Source organism: Streptomyces sp. NPDC058576, from assembly GCF_042718715.1.
Classification (GTDB): Bacteria; Actinomycetota; Actinomycetes; order Streptomycetales; family Streptomycetaceae; genus Streptomyces.
In genome coordinates this window covers 34,142-56,315 of the sequence record NZ_JBHXPF010000050.1, presented here as the reverse complement: position 1 = coordinate 56,315, position 22,174 = coordinate 34,142, and the positions used below count along the sequence as shown (strand labels likewise).

Here is a 22,174-nt window from a genome sequence, read left to right as displayed (position 1 = left end):
GGGGGGGGGTGTTTTCCTGCTCCCCCGTGGGGGGTCGGGGGGGGGGGGCGGGGTCCGGGGGCCCCGGGGGCGGGCCCCTACGGGGGGGGGGGGCCCCACCGTTCTTCGGGCGCGCCCCCGCTGCCGTACCCCGGCGGGGAACTACTTGACGTTGCCCATGAGAGCGCGGATCTTGCGTCCCGCCACCATGAACGCGATGCCCGCGGCGACCGCCACGACCGCCTGCAACGTGTAGTACGCGGCGTCGCCCAGCGGCGCGTTGAGCTTCGTGGTCCAGCCGTTCAGGGCGTTGCCCGTCGACGTGGCCAGGAACCACAGACCCATGATCTGGCCCACGAACATCTTCGGCGCCAGCTTCGTGGACAGCGACAGGCCGACCGGGGAGAGGCACATCTCACCCATGGTCTGCGCCAGGTAGACGGCGAGCAGCCAGAAGACGGTGACCTTGCCGGTGTCGCTGTTGGCCGCGGCCGCGCCGGCCAGGCCCATGATGCCGAAGGAGCCACCGATGAGGAGCATCGCCAGGGCGAACTTCATCGGGGTGCTGGGCTCACGGTTGCGCGTGGCCAGCTTGACCCAGAGCGCGGCGAAGATCGGCGCCAGGATGATGACCATGGCCGGGTTGACCGACTGCAGCCAGGAGGCCGGGAACTCCCAGCCGCCGATGAAGCGGTCCGTCTTGTTGTCCGCGAAGATCGTCAGCAGCGAGCCGGACTGGTCGTAGATCATCCAGAAGAGCACGGCGGTGATGAAGAACCACACGTACGCCTTGATCTTCGGCCGGTCCTCCTTGGTCAGCGCCGGGTCCCGGAAGATCGTGATGAAGTAGACGACCGGCACGACGACGCCCATCACGGCCAGGACGTTGACGATGTGCTCGATGTCGTACGTGCCCAGCGCCAGGTCGATCAGCAGCGCGGCGACCGCGATGCCGGTCCACAGGCCCACCTTGCGCAGCGTGCTGCGGCGCTCCTCGGGGGAGATGGGCTTGGCGGGCAGCTTGCCGATGTCGCCGAGGTGCTTGGAGCCCAGCGCGTACTGGATGACCGCGAGGGTCATACCGACACCGGCGACACCGAAGCCGAGGTGCCAGTTGACGTGCTCGCCGAGGTAGCCGACCAGCAGCGGGGCGGCGAGGCCACCGATGTTGATCGCCATGTAGAAGAGGGTGAAACCGGCGTCACGGCGGGCGCTGGACTGGCCCTCGTAGAGCGCGCCCACCATCGCCGAGATGTTCGGCTTCAGCAGGCCCGTACCGGCCGCGATCAGCGCGAGACCGATGAAGAACGCGATGTCGCTCGGCAGGGCCAGGGTGAAGTGGCCCAGCGCGATGACGATGCCGCCGACCAGAACGGCCTTGCGGGCGCCCCAGAGGCGGTCGGCGACCCAGCCGCCGGGCATCGCGGCCATGTAGACGACGGCGTTGTAGACACCGTAGATGGAGGCGGCGAGCGCCTCCCGGCCCTCAAGGGGGCCGTCGAGCACCGCGGCCACCAGGTACAGGGTGAGGATGGCGCGCATCCCGTACCAGGAGAAGCGTTCCCACATCTCCGTCATGAAGAGGGTGGCCATACCGCGGGGGTGGCCGAAGAAGGTCTTCTCGCCGGAACTGGGCGAGTCCTTCGTCAGGCTGGACGCCATGGTCGATCCTTGCTGGTCGGGACGCGCCGCCTCGTGAGCGGTACGCGCCCGGTGGGGGGCAGCCGGCACCGGCGCGGCGTACCCCGTCCCCACGCCTGAAGGGGACGTGCTCCGTGCGGCCGGGCTCCTGGCAGGGGCTCGGCGGCGGAGCGGGGAAGAACCGCGTCGGGATCCACACCCGTCGCGCGTCCTCGCGCTCCGGGCCCGGCTCACAGGTCATTCACTCAGAACGGGCCGGCGGGAACCGACCCCGCACACAAAAGGGACCCTTGGCGCTCATGGCTGCCCAAAGGTCCTTGAGTAGTGCAACAGGCGTCGGGACACCATACGACACGACACAGCAGGATATGAAAGGACTTGAGACATGGATCACAGGTCCTGGTGGAACCACACTCCCCTATTCAAAGGTCTCCATCCTGTTTGTGGCGCTGACCCGCAGGTGACGTCGCGGGCCTCACTTCGGGCCCCCCGTCCGGACTACCATCAGTCCATGACCCGTGTACTGCTCGCCGAGGACGACGCATCCATCTCGGAGCCACTGGCCCGCGCACTGCGTCGGGAGGGCTACGAGGTCGAGGTCCGCCAGGACGGTCCGACCGCGCTCGACGCCGGACTCCAGGGCGGCATCGACCTGGTCGTCCTCGACCTGGGGCTGCCCGGGATGGACGGTCTCGAAGTCGCCCGCAGGCTCCGGGCCGGCGGTCACACCATCCCGATCCTGGTGCTGACGGCCCGCGCCGACGAGGTCGACACGGTCGTCGGCCTGGACGCGGGCGCCGACGACTACGTCACCAAGCCGTTCCGCCTCGCCGAGCTGCTCGCCCGGGTCCGCGCCCTGCTGCGCCGCGGGGCCTCCGAGCCCGTCCCGCAGCCCGCCACCCACGGGGTCAGGATCGACGTCGAGTCGCACCGGGCCTGGATGGGCGAGGAGGAACTCCAGCTCACCGCCAAGGAGTTCGACCTGCTGCGGGTGCTGGTCCGGGACGCCGGCCGGGTCGTCACCCGCGACCAGCTGATGCGCGAGGTCTGGGACACCACCTGGTGGTCCTCCACCAAGACCCTCGACATGCACATCTCCTGGCTGCGCAAGAAGCTCGGCGACGACGCCGCCAATCCGCGCTACATCGCCACCGTCCGGGGCGTCGGCTTCCGGTTCGAGAAGAGCTGACGTACGAAGCTCCCATGCATCCTGAGAACCGTCCCGACGGCCCCATGAGGCGGCGGGCATGCGCCGTCGGCTGATCAACTCCACGCTCGCCGTGGTGCTCGTCGTCATCGCCGTCTTCGGCGTCTCGCTGGTGATCGTGGAGACGCGCACCATCAGCGCCAGCGCCCAGGAGAGCGTCGAGTCCGAGGCGCTGCGGCTGATCAGCGTGGTCGAGAGCCGGCTGCTGGGCGACGAGCGGATCAACCCCGGGGTGCTGAGCGAGCAGATCGACCCCAAGCGGTACGCGCTGATCGAGATCCCTGGCCGCGAGCCCATCGCGGTCGGCGAGCGCCCCGAGGGCAGCGTCCTGCGCGCCACCGAGACCGGGGAGCAGGGCGAGAAGGTCACCGTCGAGGAGTCCCGCTCGGCCGTCACCCGCGAGGTCGGGCGCACGCTCCTGATCATCGGTGCGGTGGCGCTGCTGGCGATCGTCTCGGCCGTGCTCCTCGCCGTACGCCAGGCCAACCGGCTGGCCTCCCCGCTCACCGACCTCGCCGAGACCGCCGAACGCCTCGGCTCCGGGGACCCCCGCCCGCGCCACAAGAGGTACGGGGTGCCCGAGCTGGACCGGGTCGCCGACGTCCTGGACTCCTCGGCCGAGCGGATCGCCCGGATGCTGACCGCCGAACGCCGCCTCGCCGCGGACGCCTCGCACCAGCTCCGTACGCCGCTCACCGCGCTCTCCATGCGGATCGAGGAGATCTCGGTCACCGACGACCCCGAGACGGTCAAGGAGGAGGCGAACATCGCCCTCACCCAGGTCGAGCGCCTCACCGACGTCGTCGAGCGGCTCCTGACCAACTCCCGCGACCCGCGCACCGGCTCCGCCGTCGTCTTCGACCTCGACGAGATCGTCAAACAGCAGATCGAGGAGTGGCGCCCGGCCTACCGCAGTGCCGGCCGCGCGCTGGTCTGCTCCGGAAAGCACGGGCTGCGGGCCGTCGGCACCCCGGGAGCGGTCGCCCAGGTCCTGGCGGCACTGATCGAGAACTCCCTCATGCACGGCGGCGGCACGGTCGCCCTGCGCACCCGGGTCACCGGCAACCAGGTGGTCGTCGAGGTCACCGACGAGGGCCCCGGCGTCCCCGCCGAACTGGGGGCGCGGATCTTCGAGCGGACCATCAGCGGCCGCAACTCCACCGGCATCGGCCTGGCCGTCGCCCGCGACCTCGCGGAGGCGGACGGCGGTCGGCTGGAACTGCTCCAGCAGCACCCGGCGGTCTTCGCGCTCTTCCTCAGCCGGGTCCCGGTCGACCGCAGGGCCCCTGAGCGCCCGGTGCGCTGAGCACCGAGAGGACGAAGCCCTCAGTTCCGTACGGGACCGGGCTCTACGGTCTCCGTCGACCGCCGCTGCTCCAGAAACCGCTCCGCAGGGCGTGCGGCCTCCTCGGCGGGAGGGGGCTCGGCGGGGAGGGCCTTGAAGACCCACGTCCGGTAGGACCAGAAGCGGAAGAGGGTCGCGATCCCGATGCCCAGGATCTTGAAGACGTTGCTCTGGACCGGGCTGTTCCAGTCGAAGCCGTACGTCGCCAGGTACAGAACACCGTTCTCGATCACCGCGCCCGCCGCGCTGAACAGCAGGAAGAGGGTCAGCTCGCGGGTCCGGCCGGTCTTGTCGCGGTCCCGGTAGGTCCAGTAGCGGAAGCCCACGTAGTTGCAGAGGATGGCGACGAAGGTCGCCAGCACGCTCGCCCGGACGACCTGGAGGTCGGTGGTGTGCCGGAGCAGGTTGAAGACAGCGATGTTGACCAGCAGTCCCACCGCACCGACCGCGCCGAACTTGGCGACCTCCCGGGCCAGCAGATCAAGCCGGGCCCGCAGTGCGCCCCGTTCGCTCATGGTGATCGCTCAGTCCGTCCGTTCGATGGCGTCGACGCAACCACGTCAACTCCGCCATGCTAACCAGCCCACCCGTGTAACGCCCCTGAGTCCGCAGGGCCGGCGGCCGTGCGGCCATCCGGACGGCCGTCCGGGAACCACCGGCGTGGCGGATACCCTGGAGAGGTGACGTTCCCGGTAGTCGGCATGGTCGGCGGCGGTCAGCTCGCCCGCATGACCCACGAGGCGGGTATCCCCCTCGGCCTGAAATTCAAGCTGCTCAGTGACACTCCCCAGGACTCGGCGGCCCAGGTGGTGAGCGAGGTCGTCATCGGCGACTATCGCGACCTGGACACGCTGCGCGCCTTCGCGCAGGGCTGCGACGTGATCACCTTCGATCACGAGCATGTCCCGACCGAGCATCTGCGGGCCCTGGAAGCGGACGGCATCCCCGTGCGTCCCGGCCCCGATGCCCTGGTGCACGCCCAGGACAAGGGGGTGATGCGCGCCAGGCTCGCGGAGATCGGCGCCCCCTGCCCCCGTAACCGCATCGTGAGCGACCCGGCGGACGCCGCCGCGTTCGCCGAGGAGGTCGGGGGCTTCCCCGTCATCCTCAAGACCGTGCGCGGCGGGTACGACGGCAAGGGCGTGTGGGTGGTCCGCTCCGAGGCGGACGCGGCCGACCCGTTCCGCGCCGGGGTCCCGGTCCTCGCGGAGGAGAAGGTCGACTTCGTGCGGGAGCTGGCGGCCAACATCGTCCGCTCGCCGCACGGCCAGGCCGTCGCCTACCCGGTCGTCGAGTCCATCCAGGTCGACGGCGTCTGCGACACGGTGATCGCCCCCGCCCCCGAGCTGGACGAGGCGCTGGCCGGCGAGGCCCAGCAGCTCGCGCTGCGCATCGCCGCCGAGCTGGACGTCGTCGGCCACCTCGCGGTGGAGCTGTTCGAGACGCGTGGACCCGACGGGAAGCCCGGCATCCTGGTCAACGAGCTGGCGATGCGCCCGCACAACTCCGGCCACTGGACCCAGGACGGCGCGATCACCTCGCAGTTCGCCAACCACGTACGGGCGGTCCTCGACCTCCCGCTCGGCGACCCGCGCCCGCGCGCCCCCTGGACGGTCATGTGCAACGTCCTGGGCGGCGACTACCCGGACATGTACCAGGCGTACCTGCACTGCATGGCCCGCGACCCCCAGCTCAAGATCCACATGTACGGCAAGGACGTGAAGCCCGGCCGCAAGGTCGGACACGTCAACACCTACGGCGACGATCTGGCGGACGTGCGGGAGCGCGCCCGGCACGCGGCCGACTACCTGCGAGGAACGATCACCGAATGACTTCCCCCTCCGCCCCGGCGCCCGTGATCGGCATCGTGATGGGCTCGGACTCCGACTGGCCCGTCATGGAGGCCGCCGCCAAGGCGCTGGACGAGTTCGAGATCCCGTACGAGGTCGACGTCGTCTCCGCCCACCGCATGCCGCGCGAGATGATCGCGTACGGCGAGGAGGCCGCGGGCCGTGGCCTGAAGGCGATCATCGCGGGCGCGGGCGGGGCCGCCCACCTGCCCGGGATGCTGGCCTCGGTCACCCCGCTGCCGGTCATCGGGGTGCCGGTGCCGCTGAAGTACCTCGACGGCATGGACAGCCTGCTCTCCATCGTCCAGATGCCCGCCGGCGTCCCCGTCGCCACGGTCTCCGTCGGCGGAGCGCGCAACGCGGGCCTGCTCGCCGCCCGCATTCTGGCCACGCGGGATCCCGCGCTCCAGGAGCGGATGCGGGAGTTCCAGCAGGAGCTGAACGACCAGGCCACGGAGAAGGGCAAGCGCCTGCGCGCCAAGGTCCAGGGCTCCGACTCCTTCGGCTTCGGAAAGTAGGGGCCCGCAGATGGACTACGTGCAGCGCGCCCGCGAGCTCCTCGCCGCCCACCCCGTCGTCGACGGCCACAACGACCTTCCCTGGGCCCTGCGCGAACAGGTCGGCTACGACCTCGACGCCCGGGACATCGCCGCCGACCAGCGCGGCCTGCTCCACACCGACCTGAACCGGCTGCGGGCCGGCGGGGTCGGCGGCCAGTTCTGGTCCGTGTACGTCCGCACCGACCTCACCGGCGACGCGGCCGTCAGCGCCACCCTGGAGCAGATCGACGTCGTCGGCGAGCTGATCGCCCGCTACCCGACGCACCTGCGCCGTGCGCTCACCGCCGACGACCTGGAGAAGGCCCGCGCCGAGGGCCGGATCGCCTCCCTGATGGGCGCCGAGGGCGGCCACTCGATCAACAACTCGCTGGGCACCCTGCGCGCCCTGTACGACCTGGGCGTCCGCTACATGACGCTCACCCACAACGACAACATCGACTGGGCCGACAGCGCCACCGACCTGCCGCGCCTCGGCGGTCTCTCCGCCTTCGGCCACGAGGTCGTCCGCGAGATGAACCGCGTCGGCATGCTGGTCGACCTCAGCCACGTCGCCGACGGCGTCATGCGCGACGCCATCGCCACCAGCACCGCGCCGGTGATCTTCTCGCACTCCTCGTCCCGCGCCGTCTGCGACCACCCGCGCAACATCCCCGACGACGTGCTCGCGGCCCTCCCGGCCAACGGCGGCGTCGCGATGGCGACCTTCGTCCCGAAGTTCGTGCTGCCCGAGGCCGTCGCCTGGACCCTGGCCGCCGACCGCAACATGCGCGAGCACGGCCTGCACCACCTGGACACCACCCCGGTCGCGATGCGCATCCACGAGGACTTCGAGGCGGCCCACCCGCGTCCCGAGGCCACCGCCTCGACCATCGCGGACCACCTCGACCACATGCGCGCGGTCGCGGGCGTCGACCACATCGGCATCGGCGGCGACTACGACGGCACCGCGTTCACCCCCCGCGGCCTGGAGGACGTCTCCGGCTACCCGAACCTGATCGCCGAGCTCCTGCGGCGTCACTGGTCCGAGGGCGACCTCGCCAAGCTGACCTGGCAGAACTCCGTACGGGTGCTGCGCGACGCGGAAGCCGTCGCCCGCGACGAGCAGAGCACGCGCGGCCCGTCCCACGCGACGATCGCCGAGCTGGACGGGCAGCGGCTGCGCTGATCCGTGCCGGGGCGTGTCGTGGGGATCATGTCGGGCCCCCTGACGACACGGAAGATTCGGGCAATCATCCCCATATCCGGTGCAACCTCGTGTTAGGGATAGCGGGCAGGAATCCCCTCAACAGGAGGTACGCAACGATGCGCACGAATCTTCTCCGCGTCACGACCGCCCTCGGTGCCGCGGCCGTGCTGGCCATCTGCGGCGCGGGCGTGGCCAACGCCGACGGCGTGGGCAACGCGGGCATCGGGAACAAGGGCGTCGGCAACGCGGGCATCGCGAACACGGGCGTCGGCAACGCGGGCGGTTTCAACGGCGGCTTCGGCAACGCCGGCCTCGGCAACTGGGGCTGGGGCAACGCCGGTGTCGGCAACACGGGCATCGGCAGCCACGGTCTCGGCAACTCGGGCCTCGGCAGCTCCGGCATCGGCAACACCGGCGTGGGCAGCTCCGGCATCGGCAACTGAATCGCCTCGCGCGCCCGGCCGACACCGGGCAGGCACCCCCGGGCCGGCCGCCCGCTCCACCAGCGGCCGGCCCGAGTGCGTGAGGCCGCGGGTGGCCGACGCAGTAGCGCCCTCAGGGGCTGTCCGCCCCCTCCGCGAACGGTCCCCCCGGACCGAAGGCGAACGCCCCGAAGCGCTCGCCTATGCGACGGTGGGCGGCGGTGTCCGGGTGGAGCCGGTCGGGCAGCGGCAGCTCGGCGTGGTCGGCCTCGCCGTAGAGGGTGAGCCCGTCCAGGTGGAAGAGATACGGGTCCGACACCGCCCGCTCCGCCACGATCCGGGCCAGCTCCTCCCGCACCACCCGCAGCGTCAGCTTGCCCAGAGCCGCGTCGGCGGGGTCGCCCAGGGCCGTGAACCCGACCTGCCCGTCGGAGACGTCCGGGGCGGCGGGCCCGGGCGTGTCCTCCTGCACGGGGCACAGGATGGGCGAGACGACGAGCAGCGGCGCGGTGGGGTGCCCGTCGCGGACGGTGTCGAGGAAACCGTGCACGGCCGGCCCGAAGTCGCTCAGCCGCATCACATCGCGGTTGACGAGGTTGATGCCGATCTTGACGCTGATCAGATCGGCGGGGGTGTCCCGCAGGGCGCACGCGGTGAACGGGTCGAGGAGCGCGCTGCCCGCCAGCGAGACGTTGACCAGCTCCACGCCCCCCACCGCGGCGGCCAGGGCGGGCCAGGCGGTGGCGGAGCTGTCGGCCGCCGAGCCCTGACTGATGGAGCTGCCGTGGTGCAGCCAGACCCGCCGCCCGCCCGGCTCCAGGGCCGCCACGGGCGCGTCGGTGCGCAGCGCGATCAGCTCGGTGGTCTCGGTGTACGGCAGCCAGATCTCGACGTTCTTGGCCTCGCCGGGCAGCCCGGCGAAGCGGACGGACCCGACCCGGCCGGGGAACAGCTCGCGTGACCCGTCGGACAGGTCGACCATCAGCACGTTGCCGCCGCTGGCGGTGGCCCGCCCGGCCGGCTTCCCGTCGACGTACAGGTCGTACGCGCCGTCGGGGCGGGGCGGGACGCCGCGGTGGGCCGTCACCGTGCGCAGGACGTCCAGCTCCACGGCGGTGGCCCGGGTACGGAAGACCACGCGGACGCCCGAGGGCTGCGACTCGGCCTGGGCCACCTGCTCGTCGCCGCCGGACCGGGCGCGGGCCGGGGCGGGCAGCCGGTGCGGGAGGAGGCCGCCGCGCTCGGTGCGCTCCAGTTCGAGCGCGCCGCGCAGGAGGTCGTCGGTGAGGGGGGTGCTGATCCAGCCGCGCGAGTGGTCCATGGACTCAGCCTGTCCTCGGGAGGCGGGGCGAAGCCGGACGACGGCCGTCCGACGGCAGACCCTAGGCCTTCGGCCGGCCCATCGCCCGGTAGGTCCAGCCGGCCTCGCGCCAGACCGCGCTGTCCAGGGCGTTGCGCCCGTCCAGGATGATCCGGCGGGAGACGGCCTCACCCAGCTCGGCCGGGTCCAGCTCGCGGAACTCGCGCCACTCCGTCAGGTGCAGCACCACGTCCGCGCCGCGCACCGCCTCCAGCGCGGAGTCGGCATAACCGAGGGTCGGGAACAGCCGCCGGGCGTTGTCCATCCCCTTCGGGTCGAACACGGTCACCTGGCCGCCCTGGAGGTGGATCTGCCCGGCGACGTTGAGCGCGGGGGAGTCGCGTACGTCGTCGGAGTCGGGCTTGAACGCGGCGCCGAGCACCCCCACCCGCTTGCCGAGGAAGGAGTCGCCGCCCACGGCCTCGCGGGCCAGCTCGACCATGTGGCCGCGGCGGCGCATGTTGATGGAGTCGACCTCGCGGAGGAAGGTGAGGGCCTGGTCCGCGCCCAGCTCGCCAGCGCGGGCCATGAAGGCGCGGATGTCCTTGGGCAGGCAGCCGCCGCCGAAGCCGATCCCGGCCCGCAGGAACTTCTTCCCGATGCGCTCGTCGTGCCCGATGGCCTCCGCGAGCTTCACGACGTCTCCATCGGCGGCCTCGCAGACCTCGGCCATCGCGTTGATGAAGGAGATCTTGGTGGCGAGGAAGGAGTTGGCGGAGGTCTTCACCAGCTCGGCGGTCGGGAAGTCGGTGACGACGAACGGCGAGCCCTCGGCCACCGGCACGGCGTACACCTCGCGCAGCAGCTTCTCGGCGTTCTCGCTGGTGACGCCGACGACGATCCGGTCGGGGTGCAGGGTGTCCTTGACTGCGAAGCCCTCGCGGAGGAACTCCGGGTTCCAGGCCAGCTCGGCGGCCGCCCCCGCCGGAGCCAGCTCCGCGAGCCGGTCCGCGAGCCGGGCGGCGGAGCCCACCGGGACGGTCGACTTGCCGACGACCAGGGCGGGCCGGGTCAGACGCGGGGCCAGCGACTCGAAGGCGCTGTCCACGTAGCTCATGTCACACGCATACTCGCCGTGCTTCTGCGGAGTGTTCACGCAGACGAAGTGGACGTCGCCGAACTCCGCGACCTCCTCCCAGGAGGTGGTGAAGCGCAGCCGCCCGGTGGACCCCTCGATGCCCGCGACATGCCGCTGGAGCATCTCCTCCAGCCCCGGCTCGTACATCGGCACGCGCCCGCGTGACAACAGCTCGATCTTCTCCGGCACCACGTCCAGCCCCAGGACCTCGAAGCCCAGCTCGGCCATGGCCGCGGCATGGGTGGCGCCGAGGTAGCCGGTGCCGATCACAGTGATCCTGAGGGCCATGGAGTGCTCCTGGGAGGTACGGACGAACGTGCGGACCGAGCATAGTCGGGGACCCGGAGGCCGGAATTCACCGCTCCATCTGCCCGCTACGGCCGCTATGTCCCACCCTTGTCGGCAAGCTCACGTACGCAGCACGTATGCCGCCGGGCGCGCGGCGCACTAAAATTGAGTTACTTAACGGTAGTTAGCATCTGGGGAGTGAGCGTCTTGGCGGGTTCGACCGATTTCGACCTGTACCGTCCGGCCGAGGAGCACGACATGCTCCGGGAGACCATCCGTGCGCTCGCCGAGACGAAGATCGCCCCCTTCGCCGCCGCGGTCGACGAGGAGGCCCGCTTCCCGCAGGAGGCGCTGGACGCCCTGGTCGCCTCGGACCTGCACGCCGTCCACGTCCCGGAGGAGTACGGCGGGGCCGGCGCCGACGCGCTCGCCACGGTCATCGTGATCGAGGAGGTGGCCCGCGCCTGCGCCTCCTCCTCCCTGATCCCGGCCGTCAACAAGCTCGGCTCGCTCCCGGTGATCCTCTCCGGCTCCGAGGAGCTGAAGCGCAAGTACCTGGGCCCGCTCGCCAAGGGCGACGCGATGTTCTCGTACGCCCTCTCCGAGCCGGACGCCGGTTCCGACGCGGCGGGCATGAAGACGAAGGCCGTGCGGGACGGGGACTTCTGGGTCCTCAACGGCGTGAAGCGCTGGATCACCAACGCGGGCGTCTCCGACTTCTACACGGTCATGGCCGTCACCGACCCGACCAAGCGCTCCAAGGGCATCTCGGCGTTCGTCGTCGAGAAGTCCGACGAGGGCGTCTCCTTCGGCGCCCCGGAGAAGAAGCTCGGCATCAAGGGCTCCCCGACCCGCGAGGTCTACCTCGACAACGTCCGCATCCCAGCGGACCGCATGATCGGCGAGGAGGGCACGGGCTTCGCCACCGCGATGAAGACCCTGGACCACACCCGCATCACGATCGCGGCCCAGGCCCTCGGCATCGCCCAGGGCGCGCTGGACTACGCCAAGGGGTACGTCCAGGAGCGCAAGCAGTTCGGCAAGCCGATCGCGGACTTCCAGGGCATCCAGTTCATGCTCGCCGACATGGCGATGAAGCTGGAGGCCGCGCGTCAGCTGACGTACGCGGCGGCGGCCAAGTCGGAGCGCGGTGACGCGGACCTCACCTTCCAGGGCGCGGCGGCCAAGTGCTTCGCCTCCGACGTCGCCATGGAGGTCACCACGGACGCCGTCCAGCTGCTCGGCGGCTACGGCTACACGCGGGACTACCCGGTCGAGCGCATGATGCGCGACGCCAAGATCACCCAGATCTACGAGGGCACGAACCAGGTCCAGCGCATCGTGATGGCGCGCAACCTGCCGTAGCGGCCCTGGGCGCGGCGCTTCTCACGGCCCCCGGTGATCCTGCCGGGGGCCGTTCGCGTGCCCTCCTGCCTACTGCGGCGTGACGGTCGCGAACACCCCCCGCGCAGCCCTGCCGTCCGGCCAGGTCCATCCGGCGACGAGCCGTCCCGACGGCCCCTGCTCGGCCTCCGCCTGCCGCAGGACGCGCTGGATCCGCGTGTCCATCCCCCGGTCTTGTCCGGTGGCGGCTCCGTGCACGGTGACGGTCGGGTCGGGGGTGCCGCTCAGGCTCTGGTGCTGCGGGTCCGCCTCGCCCCGCAGCAAGGCGCTCAACTGCGCCAGCACCACGGGGTCGTGGGCGCCGTCGTAGACCCACCGGGTGCCGAGCACCCCATGTTCGGAGGTGCCGATCAGCGCCTCGTCGGGTACGCCCTCCAGCGCCGCGCCGCGATAGCCCAGCGGCACCAGATACGCCACCGGCTCCGGCCCGGCGGAGTCCACCACGACCATGAACTCGATCCCGACCGCCCCTTCCGGGTCGTCCAGCCGGAACCCGCCGGCCCTGACCAGGTCCGGCTTTCCGGCGGTCCCCGGGTACCAGCTCTGCTTCGGCAGCCAGCCGGTGATGAGCTCCAGCTTGGTGGGGGTCATGGTGGTGCGGTGGATCGCTGCCATGCGAGCTCCCTGTCCTTGTCCTTGCGACCTCTGGCCGTCACGTTCCCGAGATGATGGACTGCGTGCCGTGGCGACCATGACGACCCGCGTCCTTCAGGCGATCGACCGCTTCCACAGCGTCCACCCGTGGGACCATAACGCTCACCACCATCGGTGGATCATGCGGCAGGTCCCCAGCCGCTTCGACAGCGCTCTGGACATCGGATCGGGCAGCGGAGACCTGGCCCGGCTCCTGGCCACACGAGCCACGACCGTGCAGGGGCTGGACGCCGACCGCGCCATCGTGGCGAGGGCCCGGGAACTCACGGGCCCGGCGGTCCCCGTGACGTTCACCGCCGCAGACGCGCTGACGGAGACACCGCCCGGTCCCTACGACGTCATCACGTGCGTCGCCACCCTCCACCACCTGCCGTTCTCCGAAGCCCTCACCCACCTTCGCCGACACCTGGCACCGGGCGGGACCCTGGTCGTCGTAGGTGTCGCCCGCGCGCAGTCTCCCGGTGATCACCTCCTCGGCGCTGCCGCGATCCCGCTGAACATCGCCATGGCCTGGATCAAGAACAAGGGGCGGCGAACACCACGGCCGGACTCGATGACCGCTCCCACCCGGCCCGCGACCATGACCTTCGCCGAGATCGTCCGTGACGCCCGCCGTGTTCTCCCCGGCGCGCGGCTGCGCCGACGCCTGTTCTGGCGCTACACGTTGGTCTGGCATCAGCGACCTGCCGGGGCACCCACGCATGGCCCTAGGGTGGACCGATGATCATCTGGCTGAACGGAACCTTCGGCGCGGGCAAGACCACCACCGCCAAGGAGGTGACCTCGCTTCTCCCGGATTCCCGGCTGTTCGACGCCGAGAAGGTCGGCGAAATGCTCTGCCACGTCCTGGGAGTGCCGGAGAAGGACTTCCAGGACTTCCCGCCCTGGCGGGGCCTCGTGGTGGAGACCGCACGACAGGTCCTCGACCACGTGGGCGGCGCGCTGGTGGTCACGCAGACCGTTCTGGTCGAGGCGTACTGGCAGGAGATCCACGACGGCCTGACCCGGGCCGGTATCCCCGTGCACCACTTCCTGCTCCACACCGACCGGGACACCCTCGTCGGCCGCATCGAGACCGACGTCGCGCCGGAGAGCGCCAACGCCCGGCAGTGGCGCCTGGACCACCTCACCGACTACGAGCGGGCGCTTCCCTGGCTCCGCCGGGAGGCTCAGGTCGTCGACACGACGGGGATCCTGCCCGCCGACGTGGCGGAGACCGTCCTCCGAGGCGTACGCACCGGCTGACCGGCCCGACGCGTCAGCGGACGACGTCTCAGCGGACGACGTCGAACACGTTCTTCTGGATGCCGTTGGCGTACGCCTCGTACTCGACCAGCTTCAGCTTCTGCGTGTCCTTGTCCGTCGTGCTGAACAGGCGCTTGCCCGCGCCGAGCAGGAGCGGGAAGACGAGCAGGTGGTACCGGTCGACGAGGCCGGCGTCCGCGAGGTTCCGGTTCAGCTCGGTGCTGCCGTGCACGATGATCGGGCCGCCCTCGGTCTCCTTCAGCGCGGCGACCTCGTCGAGCGACCGCAGGATCGTGGTCTCGCCCCAGTCGGACACCAGGTCGCCGTCGGCCAGCTGGGTGGAGACGACGTACTTCGGCATCGCCTTGTACCCCGTGAACTCCTCCATGCCCGGCCACACAGGGCTGAACGCCTCGTAACTGGCCCGGCCCAACAGCAGGGCCGTGGCCTCCTCCTGCTCCCGGCTCTTGATCTCGTACGCCTCCGGCAGGAACTCCACGTCCTTGAACGTCCACCCCGTGTTCCGGTAGCCGGGCTCGCCGCCCGGGGCCTCCATGACGCCGTCGAGCGAGACGAAGGCGGTGCTGATCAGGGTGCGCATCGGGGTCTCCTGGGTATCTCGTGCGGGCGGCCCGTGGGGCACCCACGCTTACGGATGTACTGACCGCGCGCCCCGCCGAAACTCATCGGTCCGGCCGAGCCTATCCGCCCGGACCACGGCCGGTAGCCTCCCTCCCCATGACCGAACTCGACAGGCTGACCGCCCTCTTCAGCGCCCTGGGGGCGGATGCCGACGCCCGGGACTGGGCCGAGTCCGAGACGGAGGAGGGGCTGCCGCAGCTCGCCCGCTACCGCCTCCTGCGGACGGTCTGGCAGGACGTCGACGCCTGGAGCACGGCCGCCCGGCAGTGGGTGGCCGCCTACCGAGCCGACGGGGCGGCGGCCGATGCCGTCGACCGGGCCCTGGCGGCCGGGCTCACCCCCGATGACCTCGGCGCGCTGGCCCGTGAGGTCGCGAGGGAGACAGCGTTCGGGGTGCTGTACGCCCTGGCGGACCCGGCGGACGGCTCGCTCCCCGCCGAGGTCGAGGCGCAACTGCCCGGCTGGCGGCTCGCGGAGCTGGACGCGGCCGGCGCACCGACCGGCCGCCATCTCGACGCCCTCCACGAGGACTTCGCCGAACTGGAACCGAAGGGAATCGCGCCGTGACCGAAGCGACCGAAGCGACCGAAGTGGCCGAGGTGACCGCCGTGACCGCCACCGTGACCACCCCCTTCGACGTCGCCGAGCGCCGCATCTGGTCGGGCAAAGCCGAGGCGTACGCCGACACCTACGCCCGGCTCTGCGCCCACCCGGCGGCGGCCCTCCTCGACGCCGCCGAGGTCGGGCCCGGCAGCCGCGTCCTCGACGTGGGCTGCGGCAGCGGGACCGTGAGCGCCGAGGCGGTCGCGCGTGGGGCGTCCGCGTACGCGGTCGACGCCGAGCCCGGCATGGCGGCCGCGACCCGCCGGGCGGTGCCCGGTGTCGGAACGCACATCGCTCGGCTTCCCGAACTGCCCTACGCGGACGACACGTTCGACGCGGTCGTCGGCAACTTCGTCCTCAACCACGTGGGCCGCCCCCGCGCAGCGCTGACCGAGCTCCGCCGGATCACCCGCCCCGGCATGTTGCGCGGCATGGCGCCGGAGCGTGTGCTTACGGAAGAGGAGTTGGACGCACGTCCCGGCGAGTACGAGGATCACCTCCAGGCGATCGCCGAGCAGTGGTACCAGACCGGCATGGGGCATGCCGACAAGGGGATGGGACAGTAGCCGATGGACAAGAAGTGGCTGCCGCTGACCGTGGTGCTCGGTGTCGCCGGGGTGGCCGTCGTGACGGCGAGCGTCTGGCCCGACGGCGATGAGCCGCCGCTGCCGCAGAGCCTGTGCCACGGAGCGCTCAGCCGGGAGACGGCGGAACTGATCGACGACGGCAAGGGGGGCGACGTCAGCGCGAACGAGGCGGAGAGCAAGGGGAAGACCACGGACTACGCGGTGTTTCGATCGTGCTCCGTTCTCCGTGCCAACGCCGACGACGACCCCCGCGGCGTCTACCAACTGCTCGTCCAGGACACCCGGAGCGACTCCGGCCGCAAGAACGACTCCGTCCCTCTCGGTCCCGGGTTCACCGGCTGGGCGCTCCCTGACCGGGCCCAGGTCACGTTGCCCGCCGACTGTGCCGCCCGCATGGGCTCGACCGCTCCGTACATCACGGCATCGCTCAGCGTGCCCTCGCAGGACGAGGAGCGCCTGGAGAGGCGGGGAGAGGAGAAGCCGGTCGACGCGGACACCGCGACACGCAACAACGCGACCGTGATGCGGGAAGTGGCCACCAGGCTCGCCCAGCGGTACGACTGCGCCGACTGACCGTTGTGCGTGCCGCCAGGCTGTCAGGCGTATCGCGGCAGACCGTCGGTCGAGATGGTCCACTCGGCGATCGTGACGTCCTCGCCGTACTGGAAGTCCTTACGGGTGGCATAGCGCGGTCCGTCCGGCGTCCGGTGGACGTCGGAGAGAACGGCTCCAGATCCGGTGCGCGGGTCGAAGATCGCGTAGACCGGAATGCCCAGGAGTGGGTAGTCCCGCATCTTGCTCACCCAGTCGTTGTCCGGGTTGGACCGGGAAACGACCTCGATCACCGCGATGAGGGTGCGGGGGTCGAAGGATCCCTCCCCCTCCATGTCCGCCACCGCGATGACCATGACGTCTGGGTGGCGCATGATCCCTTCGGCTTCCACCTCGACATCCGGGGTCCCCGTATGCGCCAGGACGTCGTCCGGCATCTCCTTCTCCAGACGGCGGCTCACCTGGGCCGCGGTGAGTTCGTGGGGCCGTCCCGGAGCCATCATGTCGTGCACGATCCCTTCTTTGGTGATCTCGAACTTGCCCGGAACGCGCTCCCGCATCTGCCCCACGATGTCCCGCATGGTTCGAAAGCGGGCTGTGTCCCGCTGTACGTCGTCCGGGGCGATGGTCATCGTGCGCGCTCCTCGATCGTGCCCAGGGATAAGGGTCGTCCCCTTCATGCTAGGCCGCCTCCCAGTACTGGGCCCGGCAGTCGCGGCAGTGGCCCGGGTCGTGGGAGCGGAAGGCCCGTTCGCAGCCCTCGCAGGTCTGGAACGGGGTGACCGGCGCACGGCGGGGCGGCGCGAGGTCGTGGATGCCGGGGAGCGGGGGCGGCAGGAGGGCCGTGAGGCGGTGCCTGAGGAGCCTTGCCGGGTGGTTCAGCGGGCGCGGGAGGTCGGTTGTGAGCGCGCGGCGGATCGCGTCGGTGGTCGCGTCGCGCTCCAGCCAGGCGGCCACCCCGGGAACCAGCTCCTCGACGTCCTCCTCCGACAGCACCAGCCCTTCCGCGTGACGCCGCAGGTCGGCGAGGAGCGCGGAGGAGGTCTGCCTCAACTCCGTGGTGAGCGCGTGCGGGTGGGGGAGCGGCCGGCGCGGCTGCTTGGGCGCGGTGCGCGACGGTAAGCGGACCGGGGGGTGCGGGGCTGCGGGTGCGGAGGTGGGCTCGGGTACGCAGATGGGCTCCGGTACGGGTGCGGGCTCCGGTACCTGGACGGGCCCCCGTACGACGGCGGGCGCGGGGGCACGGCTGGGCGGCGCGGCAGGCACAACGGGCACCGCCCCCGGCTGGTTGCAGAACACCGTGCGGGTGACCAGCCGGCCGTTCGCCAGCCTCACGCGGGTGCGGTGCAGGTAGCCGTGGGCCTCCAGCTCGCGCAGGGCGCACCCGATTCTTGCCTCGCCCTCGGGGAAGCGGGCCGCGAGCGCCTTGATGCCGACCGGCGCTCCGGCGGGCAGGGACTGGATGTGGACGCCGATCCCGATCGCGACGAGGGACAGCTCGGCGTGCTGGGCGAGGTGGTTGCCGACGACCGTGAACCGGCTCGTGTGCGGGACCGCGAGGTGGATCACGCCGGAGGGCGGTACGGGCCCGGGAATCCCGGCCAGGGCATGGGTCAGGGCGTTATGGTGCTGGGTATCCATCGGGAAGCTGTCTTCTTCCTTGGTGGTCAGGTCCTCGCTCGGGATTGCCGTCCCGGCGGGGGCCGTCTCATGTCTGGGTGTTGGTCAGCGCGAGCATATGCCTGCCAACCGGGCCAGAATCCAGCCCAGTTAGCCAACTTCACTCGTGCGAGTGATCAGCCCTCCCGCAGCTGACCACCGGGATCAGGTGGGGTGGGGTTGGGTAATTTCTCCTGGTTCTTTAAGTACTTGATGTCGTGGCCCGCCGGGTCGCGGTCGGTCACGATCCGGCAGGCTCTCGCCGGATCGTGCCGCGCCCCGACCCGGTCAGGGACGAGCACGGGAACATCAGCTACGGCACGTAGCGACCCCGGGCGAAGGGCGACAGGCGACGGATGACGAAAGGGCGCCGGGCAACAGCCCGGCGCCCCTCAACGGCTCTGTCTACGGCTTCAGTTGCCCTTGACCGTGACCTTCTCGTCGTTGTTCAGCTGCTCCACGAGCTGCTTCACCTTCGCCTTGTCCCACACCAGGTTGCCGTTCGCGCTGCCCGAGATCGGCATGTTCATCGACGTACCCTCGCCGCCGGTGACGCCCTTCATCGCGAAGAACATGTTGCCCAGCGCCCAGAGCGACATGTCCTTGTCCACGATCAGCGTGTCCAGGCCCGCGCCCATCGTCGGGTACAGCTTGAACGGGTTGATGATCGTGGACGGGGTCGCCGTCTGGCTCGCCAGCGCCGCGAGGAACTTCTGCTGGTTCTTCGTACGGTCCAGGTCACTGCCCGCGAACGCGTAGCGGGTACGGACGAAGGCGAGGGACTGCTCGCCGTTCAGCGTCTGCTTGCCCGCCTGGAAGTCGGCCCCGGACTTCTTGTCCTTGAAGGCCTTCGGGATGTCCAGCTCGACCCCGCCGATCGCGTCCACGATCTTCGCGAAGCCGCCGAAGCCGATCTCGACGTAGTGGTCGATGTGCAGACCGGTGTTGAACTCGACCGTGCGGACGAGGAGTTCGGGGCCGTCCTCGGCGTACGCCGCGTTCAGCTTCACCTGCCGGCCGGTGCCCTGGAACATCTTCCCGGAATCGGACCCCTTGAAGGACGGGATCTCGACGTTGGAGTCGCGGGGCAGCGAGATCAGCGTCGGGCCGTTGGAGCCGTCGTGCAGGATCATCATCGAGTCGGTGCGCTTGCCCTCGGCGGAACCGGTGCGCAGCCGCTTCTTCTCCTCGGCCGACATGCCCTCGCGGCTGTCGGACCCGACGATCAAATAGTTCGTCCCGTCGCCGGACTCCGGTCGCTCGATGACCTTGGAGAGGTCCACCTCGCGCTTCAAGTTCGAGTCGGCCCAGAAGTACGTCGAGATCGAGACCGCGAGCAGCGCGACCACCAGGGTCAGCGCGCCGAGCTTGATCCGGCGCCGCCAGTCCGGGGCGGGGCGGCCCTGGACGTAACCTCCGTCACCACCGCCACGGCGGCCACCGCCGCCCCGGCCGTCGGAGCCGCCGCTGCCCGATCCGTAGACCTGGCCCGTGTTGTAGCCGCTGTCGTAGCCGGGGTCGGGGCTGTTGCCGTAGCCGCCGTCCTGGTAGCGGTCGTCGTACCCCTGGCTCTGCGGCGGCACCTGCGGCCTCTGCGGTGTTCGGGGCTGGGCCGGGCGGCGCTGGATGTGCGGCATCGCCCGCGCGCTCTCGGGCTGGGGGCTGGCACTGCCCCGCCCGTAGCGCTCGCTGCGGTCGCCGGTCCGTCGATCGGGCCAATCGTTCATCCGAACAGTGTGCCGTCCCGGCCCACGGCTATTACAGGGTGTAAGGGAAATCGCACCAGGGCTGTTGCGAACCTGATGCATTCTGCGGGATCACGGCACCCGCATAAGGTGGACGGTATGACAGATCAGGCCACTGGCGTAACAGATCCGGCCAACCGGCCGCAGGGTGAGATTCCGGGCAAGCCGACCTCGGCGTCCCGGACCACCCTCAGCCACATCATGACCGGCAGCGACACCAACCTCCTCGGCACGGTGCACGGTGGCGTGATCATGAAACTGGTCGACGACGCCGCGGGCGCGGTGGCCGGCCGCCACTCCGGCGGGCCCGCCGTGACCGCGTCGATGGACGAGATGGTCTTCCTGGAGCCGGTCCGCGTCGGTGACCTCGTCCATGTGAAGGCCCAGGTCAACTGGACCGGCCGCTCCTCGATGGAGGTCGGCGTCCGCGTGATGGCGGAGCGCTGGAACGAGTCGACCCCCGCCCAGCAGGTCGGCAGTGCCTATCTGGTCTTCGCCGCCGTCGACGGGGACGGCAAGCCCCGCCGCGTACCGCCGGTGATGCCCGAGACCGAGCGGGACAACCGGCGCTACCAGGAGGCGCAGATTCGGCGCACCCACCGGCTCGCCCGCCGCCGCGCCATCAAGGAACTGCGCGAGAAGCGCGCCGCCGACGGCATCGACGACTGAGACACCCGCTCGGCGCGCGGCCCGCCCGCACCCGTCAACGGGTCACGGGCACACCACCTCGTCGCCCGTCACCGTGGAGAACTCGCCCGTCTGCCGGCTCTCCGCCTTCACCCGCTGCACCTTCGTGAAGTCCGAGCCCACCGTCACCTTCATCTGCGGGCCCTGGCCCTTCACCGCCTTGAGCTCGCTCCCGGGCAGGGCGGTGGCCAGGGACTTCGCCGACCGGTCCCAGCGCGGGTCGTACTCCACGAGCGTCCGCTTCAGCTCCCGCACCTCCCCGTTGAGCGGGGCCTCGGTGGTGGTGAACCCGGTCGCCCGCAGCGCCGCGTCCACGGTCCCGCCGAGACCGTCCTTCGGGGTCCCGTTGTAGACCTGCACCCGGACCTCCTTCGGCGCCACGTCCACCAGCGTGCCCGGGCCCTGCTTCTCCGCGCCGGCCGCGGGCTTCGGCTTCGCCGGGGCCAGCGGCTTGTCCTCGCGCAGGGCCTGGAACAGCTTCTTCGCCTTCTTCGCGTCCCACTTCACCGTCGAGCCGATGCCCTTGACGGGGAAGCTGGGGTCGCCGATGGGCACGGACGCGAACTCCGACGAGGCCGGTCCGAAGTCCTTCATCGCCTTGCCGAGCGCCAGCATCTGCTCCGTACCGAAGCCTTCGTCGGCCCGGACCGAGCCGAGCGCCGAGGCCGAGACCTGCCGGAACTTCACCGGGTTCAGCAGCACCCCGCTGCTCGTCGCCTGCTTGATCAGCGCCGCCATGAACTTCTGCTGGCGTTGCATCCGGCCCAGGTCGGAGGCCACGTCCACATGGCGGGAGCGCACGTACTGCAACGCCTGGCCGCCGTCCAGCTCATGGGTGCCCGCGGGCAGGTCCAGACCGGTGTACGAGTCCTTCATCGGCCGCGCCGTGCAGATCTTCACCCCGCCCACCGCGTCCACCGTCTTCATGAAGCTGGTGAAGTCGACCTCCAGATAGTGGTCGACCTTGACCCCGGTCATGTTCTCGACGGTCCGCACGGTCAGCGTGGGCCCGCCCTCCGCGTACGCGGCGTTCAGCTTCACCGGGTGGCTCTCGTGGTGCTTGCCCGTGGTGCGGTCGGTGTGGGCGGGCATCTCGGCGTAACTGTCCCGGGGGAGGCTGACCACGCTCGCCCGCTGCCGGTCGGCCGACAGATGGACCAGCATGACCGTGTCGGTGCAGTGGCAGGGCGCGCCGCCCAGCCTGTACTTCTGCTTCTCGGCCTTGGTGATCGTGTCCCGGCCGTCGGTCCCGACGAGCAGCAGATTCGTGCCGTGGCCCCCCTGGGGGCGGTTCTTCATGTCCTTGAACGGATCGACCCGGCCGATCCCGCCCTCCAGACTGCTCACCACCGCGTGACCGATCCCACCTGCCCCCAGCACCAGCACCGACAGACCGGTGGCCACCCGCATGCCCCAGCGCGGCCGCTCGTCCTGCTTGCGGCGGCGGACCGGTCGCGCGCCCTGCGGCGGACGCCGGCGC

General features: G+C 70.8%; 23 protein-coding genes. 13 read left to right on the top strand and 10 right to left on the bottom strand.

Features of this window, described 5'->3' with window-relative positions:
- Nucleotides 1–141: 141 nt before the first annotated feature.
- Nucleotides 142–1,641 carry a peptide MFS transporter gene (locus tag ACFWRV_RS28075; RefSeq protein ID WP_384338516.1) on the bottom strand — a complete coding sequence of 500 codons (1,500 nt, stop codon included), beginning with the start codon at nt 1,639–1,641 and terminating at the stop codon, nt 142–144.
- A gap of 490 nt (nt 1,642–2,131) precedes the next feature.
- Here ACFWRV_RS28075 and ACFWRV_RS28070 point away from each other — a divergent pair, with 490 nt between their 5' ends.
- Both ACFWRV_RS28070 and ACFWRV_RS28065 read left to right on the top strand, forming a co-directional pair.
- Nucleotides 2,132–2,809, top strand: a complete 678-nt coding sequence (locus ACFWRV_RS28070) for a response regulator transcription factor (protein ID WP_007450117.1) — start codon at nt 2,132–2,134, stop codon at nt 2,807–2,809.
- Nucleotides 2,810–2,867: 58 nt separating this feature from the next.
- Nucleotides 2,868–4,133, top strand: a complete 1,266-nt coding sequence (locus ACFWRV_RS28065) for an ATP-binding protein (protein WP_384338515.1) — start codon at nt 2,868–2,870, stop codon at nt 4,131–4,133.
- A 20-nt stretch (nt 4,134–4,153) separates the two neighbouring features.
- Here the strand turns inward: ACFWRV_RS28065 and ACFWRV_RS28060 are convergent, their stop codons facing one another.
- Nucleotides 4,154–4,687: a GtrA family protein gene (locus ACFWRV_RS28060; RefSeq protein ID WP_384338514.1), complete on the bottom strand. Its 534-nt coding sequence runs from the start codon at nt 4,685–4,687 to the stop codon at nt 4,154–4,156.
- Between the two features lie 165 nt (nt 4,688–4,852).
- Between ACFWRV_RS28060 and ACFWRV_RS28055 the strand changes: the two genes are divergently transcribed.
- From ACFWRV_RS28055 to ACFWRV_RS28040, 4 genes are all read left to right on the top strand, one after another.
- Entirely contained in the window at nt 4,853–6,004 is a 1,152-nt protein-coding gene (locus ACFWRV_RS28055; RefSeq protein WP_384338513.1) for a 5-(carboxyamino)imidazole ribonucleotide synthase, read from the top strand.
- A complete protein-coding gene (purE, locus tag ACFWRV_RS28050) occupies nt 6,001–6,540 on the top strand; it encodes a 5-(carboxyamino)imidazole ribonucleotide mutase (RefSeq protein WP_384338512.1) in 540 nt (179 codons plus the stop codon). Before ACFWRV_RS28055 ends, purE begins: the two co-directional genes overlap by 4 nt.
- A gap of 10 nt (nt 6,541–6,550) precedes the next feature.
- Nucleotides 6,551–7,747, top strand: coding sequence for a dipeptidase (locus tag ACFWRV_RS28045; protein WP_384338511.1), 1,197 nt, complete (start codon nt 6,551–6,553; stop codon nt 7,745–7,747).
- Nucleotides 7,748–7,884: 137 nt separating this feature from the next.
- Nucleotides 7,885–8,211, top strand: coding sequence for a hypothetical protein (locus ACFWRV_RS28040; protein ID WP_384338510.1), 327 nt, complete (start codon nt 7,885–7,887; stop codon nt 8,209–8,211).
- Nucleotides 8,212–8,323: 112 nt separating this feature from the next.
- Here ACFWRV_RS28040 and ACFWRV_RS28035 read toward each other — a convergent pair whose 3' ends face one another.
- Nucleotides 8,324–9,511 carry a GDSL-type esterase/lipase family protein gene (locus tag ACFWRV_RS28035; RefSeq protein ID WP_384338509.1) on the bottom strand — a complete coding sequence of 396 codons (1,188 nt, stop codon included), beginning with the start codon at nt 9,509–9,511 and terminating at the stop codon, nt 8,324–8,326.
- A 61-nt stretch (nt 9,512–9,572) separates the two neighbouring features.
- Nucleotides 9,573–10,916, bottom strand: coding sequence for a UDP-glucose dehydrogenase family protein (locus tag ACFWRV_RS28030; protein ID WP_384338508.1), 1,344 nt, complete (start codon nt 10,914–10,916; stop codon nt 9,573–9,575).
- A 207-nt stretch (nt 10,917–11,123) separates the two neighbouring features.
- Between ACFWRV_RS28030 and ACFWRV_RS28025 the strand changes: the two genes are divergently transcribed.
- Complete coding sequence (locus ACFWRV_RS28025) at nt 11,124–12,281, top strand: acyl-CoA dehydrogenase (RefSeq protein ID WP_384338520.1); 1,158 nt, start codon at nt 11,124–11,126, stop codon at nt 12,279–12,281.
- A 69-nt stretch (nt 12,282–12,350) separates the two neighbouring features.
- Here the strand turns inward: ACFWRV_RS28025 and ACFWRV_RS28020 are convergent, their stop codons facing one another.
- The gene (locus ACFWRV_RS28020) at nt 12,351–12,935 is read right to left on the bottom strand and encodes a 1,4-alpha-glucan branching protein (RefSeq protein ID WP_384338507.1); all 585 of its coding nucleotides are present in this window, start codon (nt 12,933–12,935) and stop codon (nt 12,351–12,353) included.
- A gap of 76 nt (nt 12,936–13,011) precedes the next feature.
- Here ACFWRV_RS28020 and ACFWRV_RS28015 point away from each other — a divergent pair, with 76 nt between their 5' ends.
- On the top strand, nt 13,012–13,698 hold the full coding sequence (locus ACFWRV_RS28015) for a class I SAM-dependent methyltransferase (RefSeq protein ID WP_384338506.1): 687 nt from the start codon (nt 13,012–13,014) through the stop codon (nt 13,696–13,698).
- On the top strand, nt 13,695–14,219 hold the full coding sequence (locus tag ACFWRV_RS28010) for an AAA family ATPase (protein ID WP_384338505.1): 525 nt from the start codon (nt 13,695–13,697) through the stop codon (nt 14,217–14,219). The genes ACFWRV_RS28015 and ACFWRV_RS28010 overlap by 4 nt, the downstream gene beginning before the upstream one ends.
- 28 nt (nt 14,220–14,247) lie before the next feature.
- Here the strand turns inward: ACFWRV_RS28010 and ACFWRV_RS28005 are convergent, their stop codons facing one another.
- Nucleotides 14,248–14,820 carry a dihydrofolate reductase family protein gene (locus ACFWRV_RS28005; protein ID WP_384338504.1) on the bottom strand — a complete coding sequence of 191 codons (573 nt, stop codon included), beginning with the start codon at nt 14,818–14,820 and terminating at the stop codon, nt 14,248–14,250.
- Between the two features lie 137 nt (nt 14,821–14,957).
- On the opposite strand from ACFWRV_RS28005, the gene ACFWRV_RS28000 reads away from it, so the two are divergent.
- From ACFWRV_RS28000 to ACFWRV_RS27990, 3 genes are read left to right on the top strand one after another with little or no spacing between them, the layout of a single operon-like run.
- Entirely contained in the window at nt 14,958–15,428 is a 471-nt protein-coding gene (locus ACFWRV_RS28000; RefSeq protein ID WP_384338503.1) for a hypothetical protein, read from the top strand.
- A gap of 41 nt (nt 15,429–15,469) precedes the next feature.
- Nucleotides 15,470–16,030, top strand: a complete 561-nt coding sequence (locus tag ACFWRV_RS27995; protein ID WP_384338519.1) for a class I SAM-dependent methyltransferase — start codon at nt 15,470–15,472, stop codon at nt 16,028–16,030.
- A gap of 3 nt (nt 16,031–16,033) precedes the next feature.
- Nucleotides 16,034–16,624, top strand: a complete 591-nt coding sequence (locus ACFWRV_RS27990) for a hypothetical protein (protein ID WP_384338502.1) — start codon at nt 16,034–16,036, stop codon at nt 16,622–16,624.
- 23 nt (nt 16,625–16,647) lie between these two features.
- Here ACFWRV_RS27990 and ACFWRV_RS27985 read toward each other — a convergent pair whose 3' ends face one another.
- The 3 genes from ACFWRV_RS27985 to ACFWRV_RS27975 all read right to left on the bottom strand — a co-directional run bounded on the left by ACFWRV_RS27985 (nt 16,648) and on the right by ACFWRV_RS27975 (nt 19,989).
- Nucleotides 16,648–17,235 carry a Uma2 family endonuclease gene (locus ACFWRV_RS27985; protein WP_384338501.1) on the bottom strand — a complete coding sequence of 196 codons (588 nt, stop codon included), beginning with the start codon at nt 17,233–17,235 and terminating at the stop codon, nt 16,648–16,650.
- Nucleotides 17,236–17,284: 49 nt separating this feature from the next.
- Nucleotides 17,285–18,244: a hypothetical protein gene (locus tag ACFWRV_RS27980; RefSeq protein ID WP_384338500.1), complete on the bottom strand. Its 960-nt coding sequence runs from the start codon at nt 18,242–18,244 to the stop codon at nt 17,285–17,287.
- A 431-nt stretch (nt 18,245–18,675) separates the two neighbouring features.
- Complete coding sequence (locus tag ACFWRV_RS27975; protein WP_384338499.1) at nt 18,676–19,989, bottom strand: LCP family protein; 1,314 nt, start codon at nt 19,987–19,989, stop codon at nt 18,676–18,678.
- 117 nt (nt 19,990–20,106) lie between these two features.
- Between ACFWRV_RS27975 and ACFWRV_RS27970 the strand changes: the two genes are divergently transcribed.
- Complete coding sequence (locus ACFWRV_RS27970) at nt 20,107–20,676, top strand: acyl-CoA thioesterase (protein ID WP_384338498.1); 570 nt, start codon at nt 20,107–20,109, stop codon at nt 20,674–20,676.
- A gap of 42 nt (nt 20,677–20,718) precedes the next feature.
- Here the strand turns inward: ACFWRV_RS27970 and ACFWRV_RS27965 are convergent, their stop codons facing one another.
- Entirely contained in the window at nt 20,719–22,104 is a 1,386-nt protein-coding gene (locus ACFWRV_RS27965; protein ID WP_384338518.1) for an LCP family protein, read from the bottom strand.
- Nucleotides 22,105–22,174 lie beyond the last annotated feature (70 nt).